General features: G+C 66.3%; 13 protein-coding genes. 6 read left to right on the forward strand and 7 right to left on the reverse strand.

Features of this window, described 5'->3' with window-relative positions:
* Nucleotides 1–215 precede the first annotated feature (215 nt).
* The 4 genes from I55_RS22760 to I55_RS22775 all read right to left on the reverse strand — a co-directional run bounded on the left by I55_RS22760 (nucleotide 216) and on the right by I55_RS22775 (nucleotide 6,380).
* Nucleotides 216–1,496: an amidase gene (locus tag I55_RS22760; RefSeq protein WP_252181274.1), complete on the reverse strand. Its 1,281-nt coding sequence runs from the start codon at nucleotides 1,494–1,496 to the stop codon at nucleotides 216–218.
* 47 nt (nucleotides 1,497–1,543) lie between these two features.
* The gene (locus tag I55_RS22765; RefSeq protein ID WP_044562885.1) at nucleotides 1,544–4,027 is read right to left on the reverse strand and encodes a penicillin acylase family protein; all 2,484 of its coding nucleotides are present in this window, start codon (nucleotides 4,025–4,027) and stop codon (nucleotides 1,544–1,546) included.
* Between the two features lie 26 nt (nucleotides 4,028–4,053).
* Entirely contained in the window at nucleotides 4,054–5,394 is a 1,341-nt protein-coding gene (locus tag I55_RS22770; RefSeq protein ID WP_044562886.1) for an MFS transporter, read from the reverse strand.
* Nucleotides 5,395–5,465: 71 nt separating this feature from the next.
* Nucleotides 5,466–6,380: a sugar phosphate isomerase/epimerase gene (locus tag I55_RS22775; RefSeq protein WP_049974407.1), complete on the reverse strand. Its 915-nt coding sequence runs from the start codon at nucleotides 6,378–6,380 to the stop codon at nucleotides 5,466–5,468.
* A gap of 380 nt (nucleotides 6,381–6,760) precedes the next feature.
* On the opposite strand from I55_RS22775, the gene I55_RS22780 reads away from it, so the two are divergent.
* Nucleotides 6,761–8,995: a TonB-dependent receptor gene (locus I55_RS22780; protein WP_199902690.1), complete on the forward strand. Its 2,235-nt coding sequence runs from the start codon at nucleotides 6,761–6,763 to the stop codon at nucleotides 8,993–8,995.
* 155 nt (nucleotides 8,996–9,150) lie between these two features.
* Here I55_RS22780 and I55_RS22785 read toward each other — a convergent pair whose 3' ends face one another.
* The 3 genes from I55_RS22785 to I55_RS22795 form a co-directional block, all read right to left on the reverse strand.
* Nucleotides 9,151–10,365, reverse strand: a complete 1,215-nt coding sequence (locus I55_RS22785; RefSeq protein ID WP_044562888.1) for an NAD(P)/FAD-dependent oxidoreductase — start codon at nucleotides 10,363–10,365, stop codon at nucleotides 9,151–9,153.
* A 6-nt stretch (nucleotides 10,366–10,371) separates the two neighbouring features.
* The gene (locus I55_RS22790) at nucleotides 10,372–10,689 is read right to left on the reverse strand and encodes a 2Fe-2S iron-sulfur cluster-binding protein (RefSeq protein WP_044562889.1); all 318 of its coding nucleotides are present in this window, start codon (nucleotides 10,687–10,689) and stop codon (nucleotides 10,372–10,374) included.
* Nucleotides 10,690–10,921: 232 nt separating this feature from the next.
* Nucleotides 10,922–11,368, reverse strand: coding sequence for a MarR family winged helix-turn-helix transcriptional regulator (locus tag I55_RS22795; protein WP_044562890.1), 447 nt, complete (start codon nucleotides 11,366–11,368; stop codon nucleotides 10,922–10,924).
* A 334-nt stretch (nucleotides 11,369–11,702) separates the two neighbouring features.
* Here I55_RS22795 and I55_RS22800 point away from each other — a divergent pair, with 334 nt between their 5' ends.
* Genes I55_RS22800 through I55_RS22820 form a run of 5 tightly spaced genes read left to right on the forward strand, consistent with a single transcriptional unit; the run spans nucleotide 11,703 to nucleotide 15,579 of the window.
* The gene (locus tag I55_RS22800; RefSeq protein ID WP_085940090.1) at nucleotides 11,703–12,872 is read left to right on the forward strand and encodes an acyl-CoA dehydrogenase family protein; all 1,170 of its coding nucleotides are present in this window, start codon (nucleotides 11,703–11,705) and stop codon (nucleotides 12,870–12,872) included.
* Nucleotides 12,873–12,894: 22 nt separating this feature from the next.
* Nucleotides 12,895–13,257, forward strand: a complete 363-nt coding sequence (locus I55_RS22805) for a hypothetical protein (protein ID WP_044562892.1) — start codon at nucleotides 12,895–12,897, stop codon at nucleotides 13,255–13,257.
* A gap of 5 nt (nucleotides 13,258–13,262) precedes the next feature.
* Nucleotides 13,263–13,781 carry a nuclear transport factor 2 family protein gene (locus I55_RS22810; protein WP_044563002.1) on the forward strand — a complete coding sequence of 173 codons (519 nt, stop codon included), beginning with the start codon at nucleotides 13,263–13,265 and terminating at the stop codon, nucleotides 13,779–13,781.
* 14 nt (nucleotides 13,782–13,795) lie between these two features.
* Nucleotides 13,796–15,079 carry an aromatic ring-hydroxylating dioxygenase subunit alpha gene (locus I55_RS22815; RefSeq protein ID WP_044562893.1) on the forward strand — a complete coding sequence of 428 codons (1,284 nt, stop codon included), beginning with the start codon at nucleotides 13,796–13,798 and terminating at the stop codon, nucleotides 15,077–15,079.
* Nucleotides 15,076–15,579 (forward strand): aromatic-ring-hydroxylating dioxygenase subunit beta, encoded by a 504-nt coding sequence (locus tag I55_RS22820; protein ID WP_044562894.1) that lies wholly within the window; start codon nucleotides 15,076–15,078, stop codon nucleotides 15,577–15,579. Before I55_RS22815 ends, I55_RS22820 begins: the two co-directional genes overlap by 4 nt.
* Nucleotides 15,580–15,582: the final 3 nt, after the last annotated feature.

Consider the following 15,582-nt stretch of genomic DNA (forward strand, 5'->3'; position numbering starts at 1 on the left):
CGCGGCGCACCGTGGCGGGGACGCGGGGCACCGCCGCCGTCGCGGTTCCGGCGATCACGGCCAAGGCTGCCGCTGAGCCCAGCAGGCAGCGTGTGCGGGAAGAACGAACCGTTCGGTGGAGTTTCAGCCCAGGCATCAAACCTATCCCTGTCTTATCAGCTTAGCTGGCAGGCTAAGATGGGTCATTGAAAAGTCAATTTTGATTACGTGAATAATCAACTTTTATCAGACCCGATCATTCCCGTCAGGTCCGGTGCTGTGCGGGCCGGAAGATGCTGTTCAACCCAAAGGGCCCGGCGCAGAAGTGCTTCGTCCCCCCTGAACGGCCCCAGCAGCTGGGCACCCAGGGGCATGCGGTCCGCGTCCATGCCGATCTGCAGGGTGATCGAGGGCAATCGCAGCAGTGTCCACATACGGCTGAAGAGCGGATCGCCGGTGGCGGTCAGTCCCAAGGGGGCGGCGCCCGGGGCGGCGGGTGCGATCAGCAGGTCGACCTGATCGAACAAGGCCGTGGCCTTTACCCGGGCGGCCTCGGCTTGTGCCAGACGGCCCCGGTGATCGGCCAACGGGATGCGCTGGCCCGTGGCGATCAACCCCTGGATTTGCGGACTCAATTGGTCGCGGCCTTCACGCCATTCCGTGGCCAAGGCCTGCGCCGTTTCGAACGCCATGATGGCGGCATGCAGATCCGCCAGGTGCGCGAAGTCGTCGAGGTCGACGGTCACGATGGGGCAGGCTAGTCCCAGCCGCTCCCGGGTCTCTTCCATGGCCTGTCGCATGCCCTGATCGGCCGTGGGCCACCATGGGGTGGGGCAATAGCCGATGGCACGGGGCGCCAGGGGCCGCAGGTCGGGTTCCTGGGGCGTTGGGCCGCCTAGTACGGCATGCACGCGCGCGATCGTGGCCACGTCGCGGGCCAATGCCCCCAGGGTGTCGAATTCCGGGGCCAGCCCTTTGACGCCCGCCAGCGAATAGCTGCCGAAGCTGGGCTTGAAGCCCACGACGCCGCAGTAGGAGGCCGGCCGTGTGATGGATGCTGCGGTTTGCGACCCCAGCGCGAAATCCACCATTCCTGTCGCGACGGCCACGGCCGATCCGCTGGACGATCCGCCCGGCGTGCGTCGCGGATCGTAGGGGTTGCGCGTCGGGCCGGGACTGAAGAAGGCGAACTCCGTCGTCACGGTCTTGCCCATCGGGAGGGCGCCGGCCGCACACAACTGCGCCACACAGGCCGCATCGGATGACGGCCGCCGGCCGGCGTGGAAGGGCGAGCCGCATTCCGTCGGATACGCGGCCGTGTCGATAATGTCCTTGATGCCGAAGGTCAGGCCGGCTAGCGGCTTCAATCCCCCATCCAGGGCGATGGCGGCCGCCTGCCGGCGAATGATGTCGGGATCGACGTGTACGAACGCCTGGAGCTGTGGATCCAGTCGGGTGATGCGGCTGATGGTGGCCTCCACCTGGCCGGTGTCGGACAACGGATGTCTTTCCATCATGAACGCCTTTCCGAAGAGTGGGGATGCGGGGTCGTTGACGGTTCGCGTCACGGGCCGCTTGCGTTTGCGGGGATGGAGGGCAGTGTGCGCCGGCTTTCCAGGTGGTCGTCGACCTCCTGGGGGCTCAGCCAATCCCGCTTACAGCTGAAATCGCGGAACAGCGGCAACTGGTCGGCATAGTGGGGGCTGCGGCCGCCGTCCGGCGCGATGAAGCCGCTTTGCCCCGGCGCGGCGGTGGAGCACATGCGCACCCCGTCGCCGTCCATCACCACGCGGGCGGTGGTGGCCCCCCGGTTACGATAGGGCGCCACCAGCGGCTGTTCCTCCAACGGGGCCCAGGGCACGCCTGCGGCGTTGATGGCGGAAAAACGCATGGGCACAACCGGGGTCAGCCATCGCGACCGGTCCGGACCGAAGCGTGCCGTCAGCTGGTCGATGGCGTCGCGCAGGCCCGCCCGGATCAAGGTGTCGCGATCTTGGCCGTGCAGGAAGTCATGGCGCTGCGGCACGCCGGCCCGGGGACCCCGCAGGGCGTTCCATAACAGCTTGGCCCCGCGGCCGGGCGCAACGCTGCCGGGTGACCCCGTCTTCGCGTCCAGGGTGGGATAGCCGAAGCCAGCATGCGCCTTGTAGACCTCCGGCGGCAGGTCGTCCTGGAACACGCGCTGGAACAGGGCCGGCAGCCAGGTGCGGAACAGGGTCAGTGCCGGGCTGTCGTAAAGGCCTGTGCCTGCCGGATCGCGGCCTTGGCCGTCCCAACCGGCCAGCAGGTCCGCCGCCTGACGCACGGGATCGGTCGTCGGCAGGTTCCTGGTGGCGGCAATGATAAGGGGGATGAAATAGCGGGCGTTGACGTCGGCGTAGGACGCCCGCTCATCGATTTGCCAGATGTCATCCAGGCTCAGGCGGGGTTTGGCCTCCAATTGACTGATCAGCTCGTTGGCCCGGTCGACCTCGGAATAATTGGCGCCATCCGCGCGCAGGCCGGCCACCACCTGGTTGTTCCAGCTGGTGAAATAGCCCTTGGCGCTGTTCAGCTGCTTCGGATTGGCGTTGAACGGCAGCAGGCCGTCCCACTCCATGCCGCCGTCGCCTTTGGCCGGCAGCTGGATGTCCTGCCCGGCAGGGCGCTTGGGCATATGCCCCAAAGCGGCGGCACCGATGGTGCCGGCGCGGTCGGCGTAGAACCAGGTGATGGAGACGCCCACCCGGGCGGCCTGGGCCATGAACCCATCCCAGTCCCGCGCCTTTGCCGCCTCCGTCCAGCCCAGCAGGCTGGCGACCTCATACCCCTCCCATGCGCGCTTTTCGCTGTAGGCGGTGTTGCGCGCCGGATCCCATTCCCGCACCACGCCGTGGACCGTGGTGTAAATCTCGACCGTCTGGTCGGGTTGGCCCCGGACGTGGATGGTCTCCACCCGCCGGGTCATGGGGCGATAGGTTCCCCGGAACAGGTACTGGTGCGGATCCGCCGGGTTCAGCGTTTCCTGATAGATGTCGTTGGTATCCAGCGAGCCGACGGTGGACCCCCAGGCGATCTGGCCGTTCGTCCCGAAGAACACCGCCGGCAGGCCGACCGGCGTGCGGCCGACGACGTCGTAGCCGGCGCCGTGCAGCCCGATCCCCACCAGCAGGGACGGGTTGTACCAGCCCTGCTGCGGCCCGTTGACCAGCACCGTCTCCCCGCCCGCCGTCTTCGACGGGGCCAGCACCCAGGCGTTGCTGGCGGTGGGCATGCCCTGGGCCGCGGCCAGGCCCATGCGCTGGCGCTGGCCCTCGGCATAGTCGTCGGCGGCCGCCAGCGAGAGGGGGGCCAGCGAGAGGGGGGCCAGGTCGGCGGTACCGGCACTGGCGGATGTGCCTGCAGCCGTCGGTGGCTTGTCCAGGATGGTGGGGGCAGTGGGGTCCTCCACCCAGCGCAGCTGGTCATAGATCTGCCGGCCAGCCGTGGCCCCTTTGGCCTCCACCAGGGCGTTCAGCAGGCGCAGGTTGGCCACCTCCGCCGTGCCGCTGAAGAAGCGGTTGAAGATCAGGCCGATGCCCACCATGGCCACGTCCTGAGCCGTCCAGGGCGTGGGCTCGAAGTCTTGGGTGATGAACTCCCGTGGCATCAGATGGGTCCTGTCCGCCAGCACATCGCGGATGCGGGCGTTGATGCCGTCGGCATAGCCCTCGAAAATATCCCGCTCTTCCGGCGGTAGGGCGGCCAGTTGCGCGCGAACGGCGGCCGGATCGACACCCGACAGGGTGGCCTTGTCCACGGCCACGTAGGCCGGCCCTAGCACCGCCGCGACCGTGCCGGTGCCGGAGCGTCGGGCCATTTCCATCTGGTACAGCCGGTCCTCCGCCACGGCGTAGCCGTAGCCGTGGTAAAGGCCGCGCACCGTATCGGCGTAGATGTGCGGGACGCCGTAGGTGTCACGCTTGATGGTGATGTCGTGCGTGGGCGTGGCCGTCCGGACGGCGCAGGCGGACGTGATGGCCATGGCGACGGTGGCGGCGGCGGCCAGCAGGCAGCGGGATAAGGTCATGCTTGTTCCAGGCGAATGGGGGGCGCTTACCGGCCGCTGGTGGCTGCCCGGTAGGGCGCGCGTCCAAAGGACAGGACGATGGCGCTCAGCACTGCGGCGCCACCGGCGACGATGGCGGAGGAGGTGCCGACCATCTTGGGGTTGCCGAAGACATGGTCGTTCAACAGGCCCACCAGGGCGGACCCCAGGGCCAAGCCACCTAGGGAGTTGCAGCAAAGGAACAGGGCCGCGACCCGGGCCCGTATGCGCGGTGGCGGTACCACCTGCATGACGGCGGTGGACGGCGGCATGGGGAAGGAGGCGAAGAAATAGGTAACGGTCAGCAGAACCAGGGCGACGGTCAGCGTGCCGGCCAACGGCAACAGGGCCACCGGAACGGCGGCACCCGCCGCGCCGATGATTCCGGTGCGGAAGGGGGCGTCGGCATGGCCGCGTTGGCCCAGCCAGTCCATCAGCCAGCCGCTGGCCAGGACGCCGCCACCGCCGGCCAGGATAGCGATGGGGCCTAGCCACAGGCCGCATTCGCGGGGGCTCAGGCCGAAGCCCCGAATGAGGTAGGCCGGCGACCAACCCAACAGGGTGAACAGCGTCATGGCGGCTAGCGTGTAGCCCACCATGTGGGGCAGGAAGATGCGGCGCTGGTCGCGCAGGAAGGCCAGCACACTGGTGAACGACGGCGCCGGCTCCGTCTGCGCGCGGGCACCCATCAGACGCGGCTCGCGCACCGTTACCTGGATGACCAGGGCCAGCAACAGGCCCGGCAGGCCCACTAGGATGAAGGTCATCTGCCACGGCCTGAAGGTCACGCCCAGCAACTGCCAATCACCGGCGGCCGTCATGGCGGCGATCAGGGCGCCGCCCACCAGGAAGGCCAGGCCCGTGCCCAGGAAGGAACCCAGGGAATAGACGGCGATGGCGCGGCCCAGTTTGCCCCGTGGGAACAGGTCGCCGATCAGGGAATACGTGGCCGGGGACAGGGCGGCCTCGCCCGCGCCGACGCAGATGCGGGCCAGGAACAGCTGGACGAAGCTACGCGCCGCGCCGCAGGCCATGGTGGCGGCACTCCAGAAGAAGACGCCCACCGCGATGATCCACGGGCGGGAAACCCGGTCCGTCAGGGTGGCGATGGGGATGCCCATGGTGGCGTAGAAGATGGAAAAGGCCAGGCCGTGCAACAGGCCGAACTGTGTGTCGCTGATGCCGAGATCCGCCCGGATCGGCTCGATCAGCAGGGCCAGGATCTGGCGGTCCACGAAGGATAAGATGTAGGCCACCATGCACAGGCCGACGACGTACCAGGCGCCGGGCGCCGTGGACTGCCGTGCTTGCGTCGCCGCCACACCGGCGTTTTCCGCGACATTCGTCATATTGCTTGTCCCTTTTCCCCGTTCGGTGGTCTCAAGCCCTTGGTGGCGGCGTTGCCCGTTGTTCTTGAACGCTATCCTAGCCGATCCAGGTAGGTCCGCGCGTCGCGAACGTCGCGCAAGGGATCGTCGGACCGGTCGTATTCCACATACAGATGTTCGATCCCCGCGCGGTCCGCTGCCCGGATCAGGCCGGGCAGATCCAGCACACCGGCGCCGACGACCGCGAAATCGCCATCGGCCGCCATATCCTTCACGTGGGCCAGCTTGAAGCGGCCGGGATGATTTTGCAGATAGGCCAGCGGGTCGGCCTTGGCCTTGGACACCCAGTAAAGGTCCATTTCCATCTTCACCAGGGCCGGATCCGTGCCAGCCAGGATCAGGTCGTAGATGACGGCGTCGCCCAGCCGGGCGAACTCGCGATGGTGGTTATGGAAGGCGAAGGTCAAGCCGGCCTTGGCGCACATCTCGCCCGCCCGGTTGAAGGCGCGGATGTAGCCGTCCACCATCTCGCGGCTGGCCAGGTGCGGTGGCATCAGGATGGGCCAGACGACATAGCGCTGGCCCAGCGCATGGGCGGTGCGGATACCGTCCGCCACCACCGTGTCCACCTGGTCCAGGCCCAGGGCGGCGGCGTAGGTGTCGCGGTTTTGCTCCGTGCTGATCTCCCGCCGCGTCCAGGCGGAGAACGAGGCGTAGAGCGCCGGTGGCGCCAGGTGCTGGGAGGGGGAGGTCAGGCCGTGGCGGTCGAACAGCCGCCGCACCAGCGCTGGGTCGCGGCCGAAGCTGCCTATGGTTTCCACCGTGCGGTAGCCCAGTTGCGCCACCGCCGCCAAGGTCCCTTCGAAGTCCTTCTCCAGCGGGGCGATGACGGTGAACAGCTGCAGGCCCCAGTCGCGGCCGGCGGCCAGGGCGCGACCCGTCCCGAAAGGTGCGGCCAGCAGCGGGGCGGCCGCTATGGCCCCGTGCAGGAACTCTCTGCGATTCATTGAGACCATCCTCTCATGCGAAGGAAGGCTGCCGGCAAATTCCGCGTGGTTGCTGCGCGTGCGTCCGCCGGCACCCCCTGTCCCAGTTCCGGTTTCTTCCCCATTTACCCGGTGGGGTACATGGCTTGGCTAGGGCTGGTGTGCCCTGCCACTGGTTCACCGATGAAAAAGATAGATACGGTAATTTTCAAGTTTTACAAAGCGTGAATTTTCCACTATTGTCCGTTTCGTGACGATGACACCGCGCCGGGCTTTCAGGCGGTGCGGTCACAAGACCATCCAAGGCGGAAGGAAAAACGCGGGTGCCGCTGGGCGCCGGTGTTGGGAACCATCACGCCAGTCGAGCCGGTGGTCGGGGAGCTATAGACGGGAGAAACGAGATGAAAAAGATGTTGTTGCGAAACACGGCCATGGTGGTTGTCGGCGTCGGCGCCTATGCGGGCAGCGGGCTGACGGCATTGGCCCAGGAGGCGTCCGCCGGCGGCGGCACGCGGATGCCGGCCGCCCAGACGGAAGAGGGTGGCCTGGAAGAGATCATCGTCACCGCGGAGAAGCGCACCAGCACACAGCAGAAGACGCCCATGGCCGTGTCGGTGCTGGACAGTGAAACGCTGAAGCGGCAGGGCGTTGGCAATGTGCAGGACCTGACGTCGATTTCGCCCAGTGTCAGCTTCGCTCAGCAGAACGCCAGCGTCGTCATCGGCGTGCGCGGTGTTTCCAGCCGTGACACCAATGAGATTGGCGATCCGGCGGTGGCCATCACCATCGACGGCTTCACCCTGCAAAGTTCCGTGGGCCTGAACGCCAGCATCTTCGACCTGGAGCGGGTGGAGGTGTTGCGCGGACCGCAGGGGACGTTGCTGGGCCGCAACGCCACGGGTGGCGCGCTCAACATCATCACCGCCAAGCCCAAGGACGAGCTGGCGGCGTCGGCCTCAATGGAGTTGGGCAACTATGACACCCGCAACTTCACGGGCATGCTGAACCTGCCGGTTGATGACAAGGTCAAGGTGCGCGCCGCCTTCCAGACCCGAGATCATGACGGCTACCGCAACAACGCCCCGGCCGAGAATGGCGATGATGAGCATTCCAAGGCGGGCCGTGTCAGTGTCGCCCTGGATCCGACCGACCGCTGGGCCATATTGCTGACGGGCGAGTATTCCAAGACCACGGGCGTCGGCCCGGTGGTGCAGGCAGTGCCGCAGACCTATCTGTCTTCCGGCGCCATCAATTTGAGCCGCCCCTCCATCCCCGGCGATGGCGAGACCTTCCCCGTGGCGTCCGGCGCGTCCATGTTCGTGGAAACGGCCAGCCTGCGCTGGAACACCAGCTATGACCTGGGCTTCGGTTCCTTGACCTATCTGGGCGGCTATCGCGACGTTGACTTCAAACGGCTGAGCACCCTGGGTGGGCAGTACGGCACCAATCGCCAGAACTTCGCCTACAACCAGCACCAGACGCCGGTGTCGCAGAACCATGAGGTGCGCCTGTCATCGCCTGACGGCGATCGGTTCACCTGGCAGGTTGGCTACTATTACTTCCAGGAAGATCAGTCCGTTAACACCATCTTCCAGGACTACAAGGGCGGGAACACGCTGCAGGCCAATGCCACCAACCTGCAGACCTATACCTATCCCGATGTCTATGCCGACTCCTCTGCCGGCTTCGGGCAGGTAGGCTACAAGCTGACCGACGACATCAAGGTCGAGGGCGGCGTCCGCTATTCCGAGGATTACAAGAGCCGCGTCGGCTACAACACCGTCACCAGCATCGGCACCTGGCTCGCCAACGGGACGACCAAATTCGTCACCACGCCGCAGAATTCCAAGATGGAGTCCGTCAGGACCACCTACCACGCCGGCGTGAACTGGCAGGTGGCGCCGGCCAACATGCTCTACTTCAAGTTCGACACAGGTTACAAGGCCGGCGGCTTCACCGACCTCAACACCTACGGGCCGGAAACCATCAAGGCCTATGAGGTTGGGTCCAAGAACCGCTTCCTGGACAATAATCTGCAGGTGAACCTGTCGGCCTTCTGGTACGACTACGCTAACCAGCAGGTGTCGCAGAACGTGACGACGTCCAGCGGCTCCATCGGGACCATGATCCTGAACGCCGGCGCCTCGCGCTACTACGGCGTGGAAGTGGAAACCTCCTATCTGCTGACGCCGGCGGACCGGATCGACGCCTATGTCGCCTACGTCAATGCGGAGTATACCGATTTCAAGGTGGCCAACGGGTCCAGCAACCTGCAGCTGGCGGGCAATACGCCGCCGCAGGCGCCGACTTGGTCGGTCAATCTGGGGTACCAGCATGATTGGGACATCTGGAACGGCACGCTGACCGCTCGCGCCCAGACCCATATCGAGAGCAAGTCCTACTTCACCTTCTACAACTTCGGGGCCGACATGCAGCCGGCCTACACCCGGTCCGACGTCATCCTGAACTACCAGCCCAAGGGGGGTTCCTGGTCGTTGGAAGGCTATGTGCGCAACCTGGAAAACACGCTTGTCCTGTCCAACGCGCAAAACCCGAACAGCACCACCTATCTGGCCTACCGCTACCAGTACCAGCCGCCACGCACCTATGGTGCCAAGGTGAGCGTCTACTGGTAACGGCTTCACATCGGCAGTTGGATAATAAGAAGGGGGGACGGGCCGACCGTTCCCCCATTTTCATGACCCTCAATTTTCATGACGGGGCTGGCAAAACGCGGGCACAAAAAAACGCCGCGGGTACGGTGTCCCGCGGCGGTCCTGGCTCTCGGGGATCAGGCCAGGGTCTTGAGTTCCACGGCGGGATCGGCCAGGCGCGCGGGATCCACGACCGCCTGGCGGGTGACCAGCGCCTTGCCCTGGACGAAGTCCTTGAGGGTGCCCACGCAGTCCAGGCCGACCAGCCGTCCGCCCCGCAGATATGCCGCGGTAAACGGCGCGCGGGACGGGTCGCCCCGCACCACCACCTGGCCATGGCCGGCACACAGGCCGGCCGTTTGCAACTTCAGGTCATACTGGTCCGACCAGAACCAGGGCATGGCGTCATAGGCCTTGGGCGTGCCCAGGATGGTTTCCGCCGCGACCTTGGCCTGATCCACGGCGTTCTGGACGGATTCCACCCGCACCAGGCCGCCGGCATAGGGGTTGGGATGCAGGGCGCAATCACCGATCGCCAGGATGTGCGGGTCGTCCGTGCGGCAATGGGCATCGACCTGGACGCCGTTGGGGCAGGACAATCCCGCTGCCGCCAGCGGTTCGACATTGGGGATGATGCCAATGCCGACGATGACGATATCCGCCGGCACCGTCGTGCCGTCGCTCAGTTCCGCTCCGGTCACCCGGCCTGCCCCCCGCAGCGCGCGGACGCCGGTGCTGAGGCGGACGTCGACGCCGTGCCTGCGATGCAGGTCCAGGAAGTACTGGGAAACGACGGGGGAGGTGACGCGGGCCAGCAGGCGGTCCTGCATCTCAACCACCGTGACCGTATGGCCCAGCCCACGCAGGACGGCGGCCGCTTCCAGCCCGATATAGCCGCCGCCGATGACGACGATCCGTTTGGGGGCCGTCAGGTCGCCTTTCAGGCGGTCGATGTCGGCGATGCCCCGGATGGCGTGCACGCCAGCCAAGTCCGCGCCGGGGCATGACAGGGCGCGCGGGCGTCCGCCCGTGGCCCACACCAGCCAGCCATAGTCCAGCTGGCGCCCATCCGCCAAGGTTACCCGCCGTGCTGCCGGTGACACCGCCGCAACCCGGCAGCCCAGGTGCAGGTCGATCCGCCGCTCGGCCCAGGCCTCGGGCTTGCGCAGGAACAGGCGGTGCGTCTCCCGCTGGCCGGACAGGTAGTCCTTGGACAGGGGCGGGCGCTCATAAGGGGGATACGGTTCCTCTCCGATCATGGCGATGGTGCCCGTATGGCCGCGCTGGCGCAGGGACAGGGCCAGTTGCGCGGCGGCCTGGCCGGCGCCGGCGATCAGGATGTCGATGACCATGGTGGCTCAGTCCTCCGGCGCGATGGTGACGCGCAGGCCATCCAGGTCGGCTGTGAAGGCGATCTGGCAGGATAGGCGGGAGGTCGCCGCGCGATGGCTGGAACTGTCCAGCAGGTCGTTCTCATCCGCGCTCGGCGCCGGCAGCCGGCCGAAATGGGCGGGATCGACGAAGATGTGGCAGGTGGCGCAGGAGCAGGAACCGCCGCACAGCGCCTGCAACTCGTCCAGGCCGGCGTCACGGATGATCTCCATGACCGACAGGCCGGTTTCGCCGTCGACAACGGTTTCCGCGCCCGATCGCGCGATGATGGCCAGCTTGGGCATGGGCTTGGGGCTCCAGGTCAGGATGATGAGGGCAGGGGGCGTGGTAAGGCGCGCGCGAATGTCCGCTGATGACATGCGCGGGCATCGCCCCTAAGGCCTTGCCTGGGGAGTATGTCGCTGCCTGTGCGTCAGACGGGAATGGGCCGGGGCGGGGCAAAGATGTCCCAGGCCCACCATTCATTTACGTGATTATTCACGTAAATGGGCGTGAGTCAACGACCCTTGGCCGGCCTCAGGCTTCCGTCGTGCTCAAATTTTCCGCCACCTTGATCAGCAGGCGGTTCAGCGTTTCGATTTCGCGGTCGGACATGTTGTGGAAGGCACGCTGGTACACCTTGGACGCGGTTTCCCAGGCGCGGGCGCCCGCCTCCTGCCCGGCGGGGGTCAGCAGCACCTCGGTCACGCGCGCGTCGGTGTCGCGCGGACGGCATACCACCAGGCCATCGGCCTGCATGCGCTGCACGATCTTGGTCATGGTCGACAGCTTGGCGATGGCGTGGTCCGCGATCTCACTGACGCTCTGGCAGCCTTCCTCGTGCAGGGTCATCAGCACCCGCCACTGGGGAATGTCCAGCCCGGCGGGCTTCAACGCGAATTCCATGTTCTGCAGATAACGGCCCGCGGCTCTGGCCAACCAGTAGAAGGGCCAGGTGCGGAACGTGAACGTGTTGTTCTTCATTTTGTTCTGGTGTCTTGGCAGTTCCGACGGCGGTCTTGTCCTCAAGCGGTATCAGCAGCCCACCCGTCTGTCGATTCCTGAAAACGGCCGAGGTCACGGTGCGGGCCAATTTGGTGGCGGCGCGGGCCGCCGGTGCGCTTCCCGCCGCCGCCAAAACGATTTTCGCCGACCACCGTTAAAATATTAGTTGATTTTTCACGTAAATCAGGCGAGAAGAATTACGTGAACTTTCACATAAAAAGAGGCTCCAACGGGGCCACGTCCACAGGGGACGGCCACTGGGGCTTATCCATCGCCCCATTCAACGCCAATGATCGTTAGCGGGATGCCTTCCATGTCGGTCACCCAAGCTGAAGCCCTGTCGCGCGCACCGCGGCCCCGTCCCCCCGAAGGGGACGCCCTGGCCGCCCTGCTGCTTGAAATCCGGGCGCGACGCGACGAATTCACCCGTCAGCAACAGCTGAGTCCGGACATCGTCGCCCGACTGAAGACGGCGGGTATCTATCGGGCGCTGGTGGCTAGGCGCTTTGGGGGCGATGAGCGGTCGCCGGCGGATTTCCTGCGCCTGATCGAACGGATCGCCGTCGCCGACGGGTCGGCGGGCTGGGTCGCCAGTTTCGGCGTCTCCGCCCTCTATCTCGCGGCCCTGCCGGTGGCGACGCTGAAGGCGATTTATGCCGATGGCCCGGACGTTGTTTTCGCCGGTGGCCTGTTCCCGCCGCAGCCGGCCCGACCGGCCGATGGTGGATACGAGGTGTCCGGCCGCTGGAAGTTCGGCAGCGGCTCCACCGGCGCCGACCTGATCGGCGTTGGCATCAAGACGGCCGAGGCCAACGGCGGCCTGCCGCGCATGGCGGTGATGCCGGCGGCCAAGGTCGATATCCAGCGCAACTGGGACGTGATCGGCCTGCTGGGCACCGGCAGCCATGATTTGGTGGTGGATCGGGTAGTGGTGCCACAGGACTGGACCTTCATCCGGGGCGGGGCGCCCAGCATTGACGAGCCGCTCTATCGCTATCCGTCCATGGCCCTGGCGGCCCAGGTGCTGGCGGTGGTCGGCCTGGGCGTGGGCCGTGCCGCGTTGGATGAGATCACGGCCATGGCTGGTGGCCAGGCCTCCATCACCGGGGCGCCCACCTTGGCTGATCGCGCCTATGTGCAGATCGAGCTGGCCAAGGCCGAGGCGGCGCTCCGCTCCGCCCGCGCCTTCTTTTACGAGGTGACGGAGGCGGCCTACGCCACCATCCGGGCGGGTGACCCCTTGCCCATGGCGGACGCCAACCTGCTGCGCCTGGCATCCAGCCATATCGCCCGTGCAGGCGCAGATGCGGCCCGTACCGCCTACACGCTGTCGGGCACCACCGGCATCTACACCGGCCACCCGATGGCCCGCTACCTCCAGGACGCGTCCGTGGTCGTCCAGCATGCCTTCCTGTCGGAAGGCACGTGGCAAAGCGCCGGCCGCATCCTGCTGGGCCTCGACGCCGTCCCCGGCTTTCCCTGATCTCCTGCGCCAAGGTTTGACGATGACGACTGAACCCCCGAAGAAGCTGCGTGTTCTGTTCTGCGGCGCCGTGCTGCAGAATTTCTTCGATCTGCCGGCGACGGAGATCGGCAAGGTCTGGCAGGCGACGGGTGAGATGCTGAAGGGCATCCGCGACCTGCCCGGCGTCCAGGTCCTGGGCACGCTGGACGATGACGAGACCATGGTGGGCACCTCGCCCAACGGCTGGCCCTGGACCTTCTACATCCTGGCCGACGTGCCCGACCGTGCCACGGCGGTGGCCGCCTGCAACCTGTTCCGCACCATCGCGGTGGGTGAGCATAGGTTGTGGAAGTACATGCGGGTCGAGGCCCGCATTGGCCGCGAACTGGTCATCCCGGTGTGACCGCCATGGGCACGGCCGCCACCCTGGATGAGATCATGCGCCGCCTGGACCGGCTGGAGGCTGAAAGCGCCATCCGCACGGTCATGGCGGACTATATGCGGCTGTGCGACCGGCTGGACGCCGATACCCCCATGGACCAGCTGGGCGACCTGTTCGCCCCGGACGCGGTGTGGGGTGGCCGGGGCGGGCGCTACGCTGCCACCTTCGGCCAGCACCGGGGGCGGGACACCATCCTGGCCATGCTGGACCGTTATCGCGTACCCCTGCCGCATTTCACCCTGAACGCCCATTTCCTGACGTCGGAGACCATCGCGGTCGACGGCGACACGGCGGTGGGCGGCTGGGTGATGCTGCAGACGTCGACCTATGCCGCAGGGCCGTCCGATTTGCGCGCCGCCCGCCTGACCGTAACCTTCGCCCGCAGCGACGGCCGGTGGCGCATCAGCCGCTTTGAAACCGAGAATCTGTTCAGCCGGCCCGTGGATCGCTGGGACGATCCCGCCCCGGTTCCCGTTCCCTCCTGATTCTGGAGAACACGATGAGCCAGTGCCCTGGTGACGACGCTCCTCCTCCATCCGCCGACTCTTATGACCATCTGGTCCGGGAGGATCGCGTCCACACCTCGCTGTACCGCGACGCCGCCATCTTCGAGGCGGAGATGGACCGCATCTTCAACAACACCTGGGTGTGGGTCGCTCACGCCAGTGAGTTGCCGGGGCCAAACACCTATAAGTCGGCCCATGTCGGCCGGCAGCCGGTGCTGGTGACCCGGGACAAGGAGGGCAAGGTCCATGTCCTGCTGAACCGCTGCCGCCACCGTGCGGCGACGGTGTGCGAGAACAAGAAGGGCAAGGCCCCCGTCTTTGTCTGCCCCTACCACGGGTGGAGCTACAACGTTGACGGCAAATTGCGCGCCGTGCCCCGGTCCGAAGGCTATTCCGCCGACTTCGACAGGAAGGACTACGGCCTGCAATCCCTGCGGGTCGAGGAATACCAGGGCCTGATCTTCGCCACCTTCCGCGACGACATCGAGCCGCTGGTGGACTTCCTGGGGCCGGCCAAGAAGTGGATCGACCTGTTCATGAAACAGGGGGCCGGCTATGGTGTGAAGACCATGGGGCAGCACCAGTTCCGCTTCCCCGGCAACTGGAAGATCCAGCTGGAGAACACCACCGACGCCTATCACTTCCCCATCGTGCACAAGACTTTCCTGACCTCGCTGGATGAAGAGACGGAAGAGCTGTTCGACGTGCTGGGGCAGGGCGGTTGGGTCGAGGAACTGGGCAACGGTCATAGCGTCATGGTCATGATCCCCGACCTGGTGGATCTGGAGGAGAATCTGGACGCCCCCATCCCGGAACGCTTCCAGGCCCTGGCCAGTGAGTTGGCCCAGGACCATGACGACGCGGAGGTGCGGCGCATCGTTCGTGCCGTGGGCGGCAGCGGCTTCAACCTGAACCTCTTCCCCAATCTCGCCTGCTCCATGGCCTTTTTCCGGGTGCTGCGCCCGGTCGCAGTGGATGAGACGGAGATCACCCACATCGCCATCGGCATGGATGGCGGGCCGGAGGCCGGCAACCGTGCGCGCCTGCGCCTGCATGAGCATTTCCAGGGCCCCATGGGCTTCGGCTCGCCCGACGACGCCGAGGGCTGGGAACGGGTGCAGCGCGGCTCCGCCGCCGGCAAGGATTTGTGGATCCTGCTGAACCGTGGCACCGAGACCCTGGTGGGACACCAGGCGGGCAATCACGTCACCGACGTTAGTGCCGAGGCCGGCATGCGCGCGGCCTATCAAATGTGGAAAAGGATGATGGCGGTATGAGCGACGGGATCGCGCTGGCCGCGCCACCCTGCATCACCCTGCAGGACGCGGCGGAATTCATCTGGCGGGAAGCCGACCTTTTGGACCGCCACGACTATTACCCCTGGCTGGCGCTGTGGACGGAAGGCGGGCGCTACGTCATCCCCATCGAGCGCGACGCGGCCGACTATGCCGCCGTGCTGAACGTGGTTTATGACGACGCCGGCATGCGGGCTGCGCGGGTCAAGCGGCTGATCAGCGGCTTTTCCATGTCGTCCGCGCCGGCCGCGCGCACGATCCGCACGGTGTCCCGCTTCGTCGTGACCGACAGCGGGACGGATACGGTTACGGTGCGCGCCGCCCAAAACCTGACCGAATACAAATACGGGCGCACCCGTGTCATGGCCGCCGACGTCACCTATCGCCTGGTGCGGCAGGGCGATGGGCTGAAGCTGGACCAGAAGGTTGTCCAACTCATCAACTCCGACGATGCGCAGCATGGCATCGGCTATCTGCTGTGAGGC

This window comes from Azospirillum sp. B4 (genome assembly GCF_000333275.1).
Classification (GTDB): Bacteria; Pseudomonadota; Alphaproteobacteria; order Azospirillales; family Azospirillaceae; genus Nitrospirillum.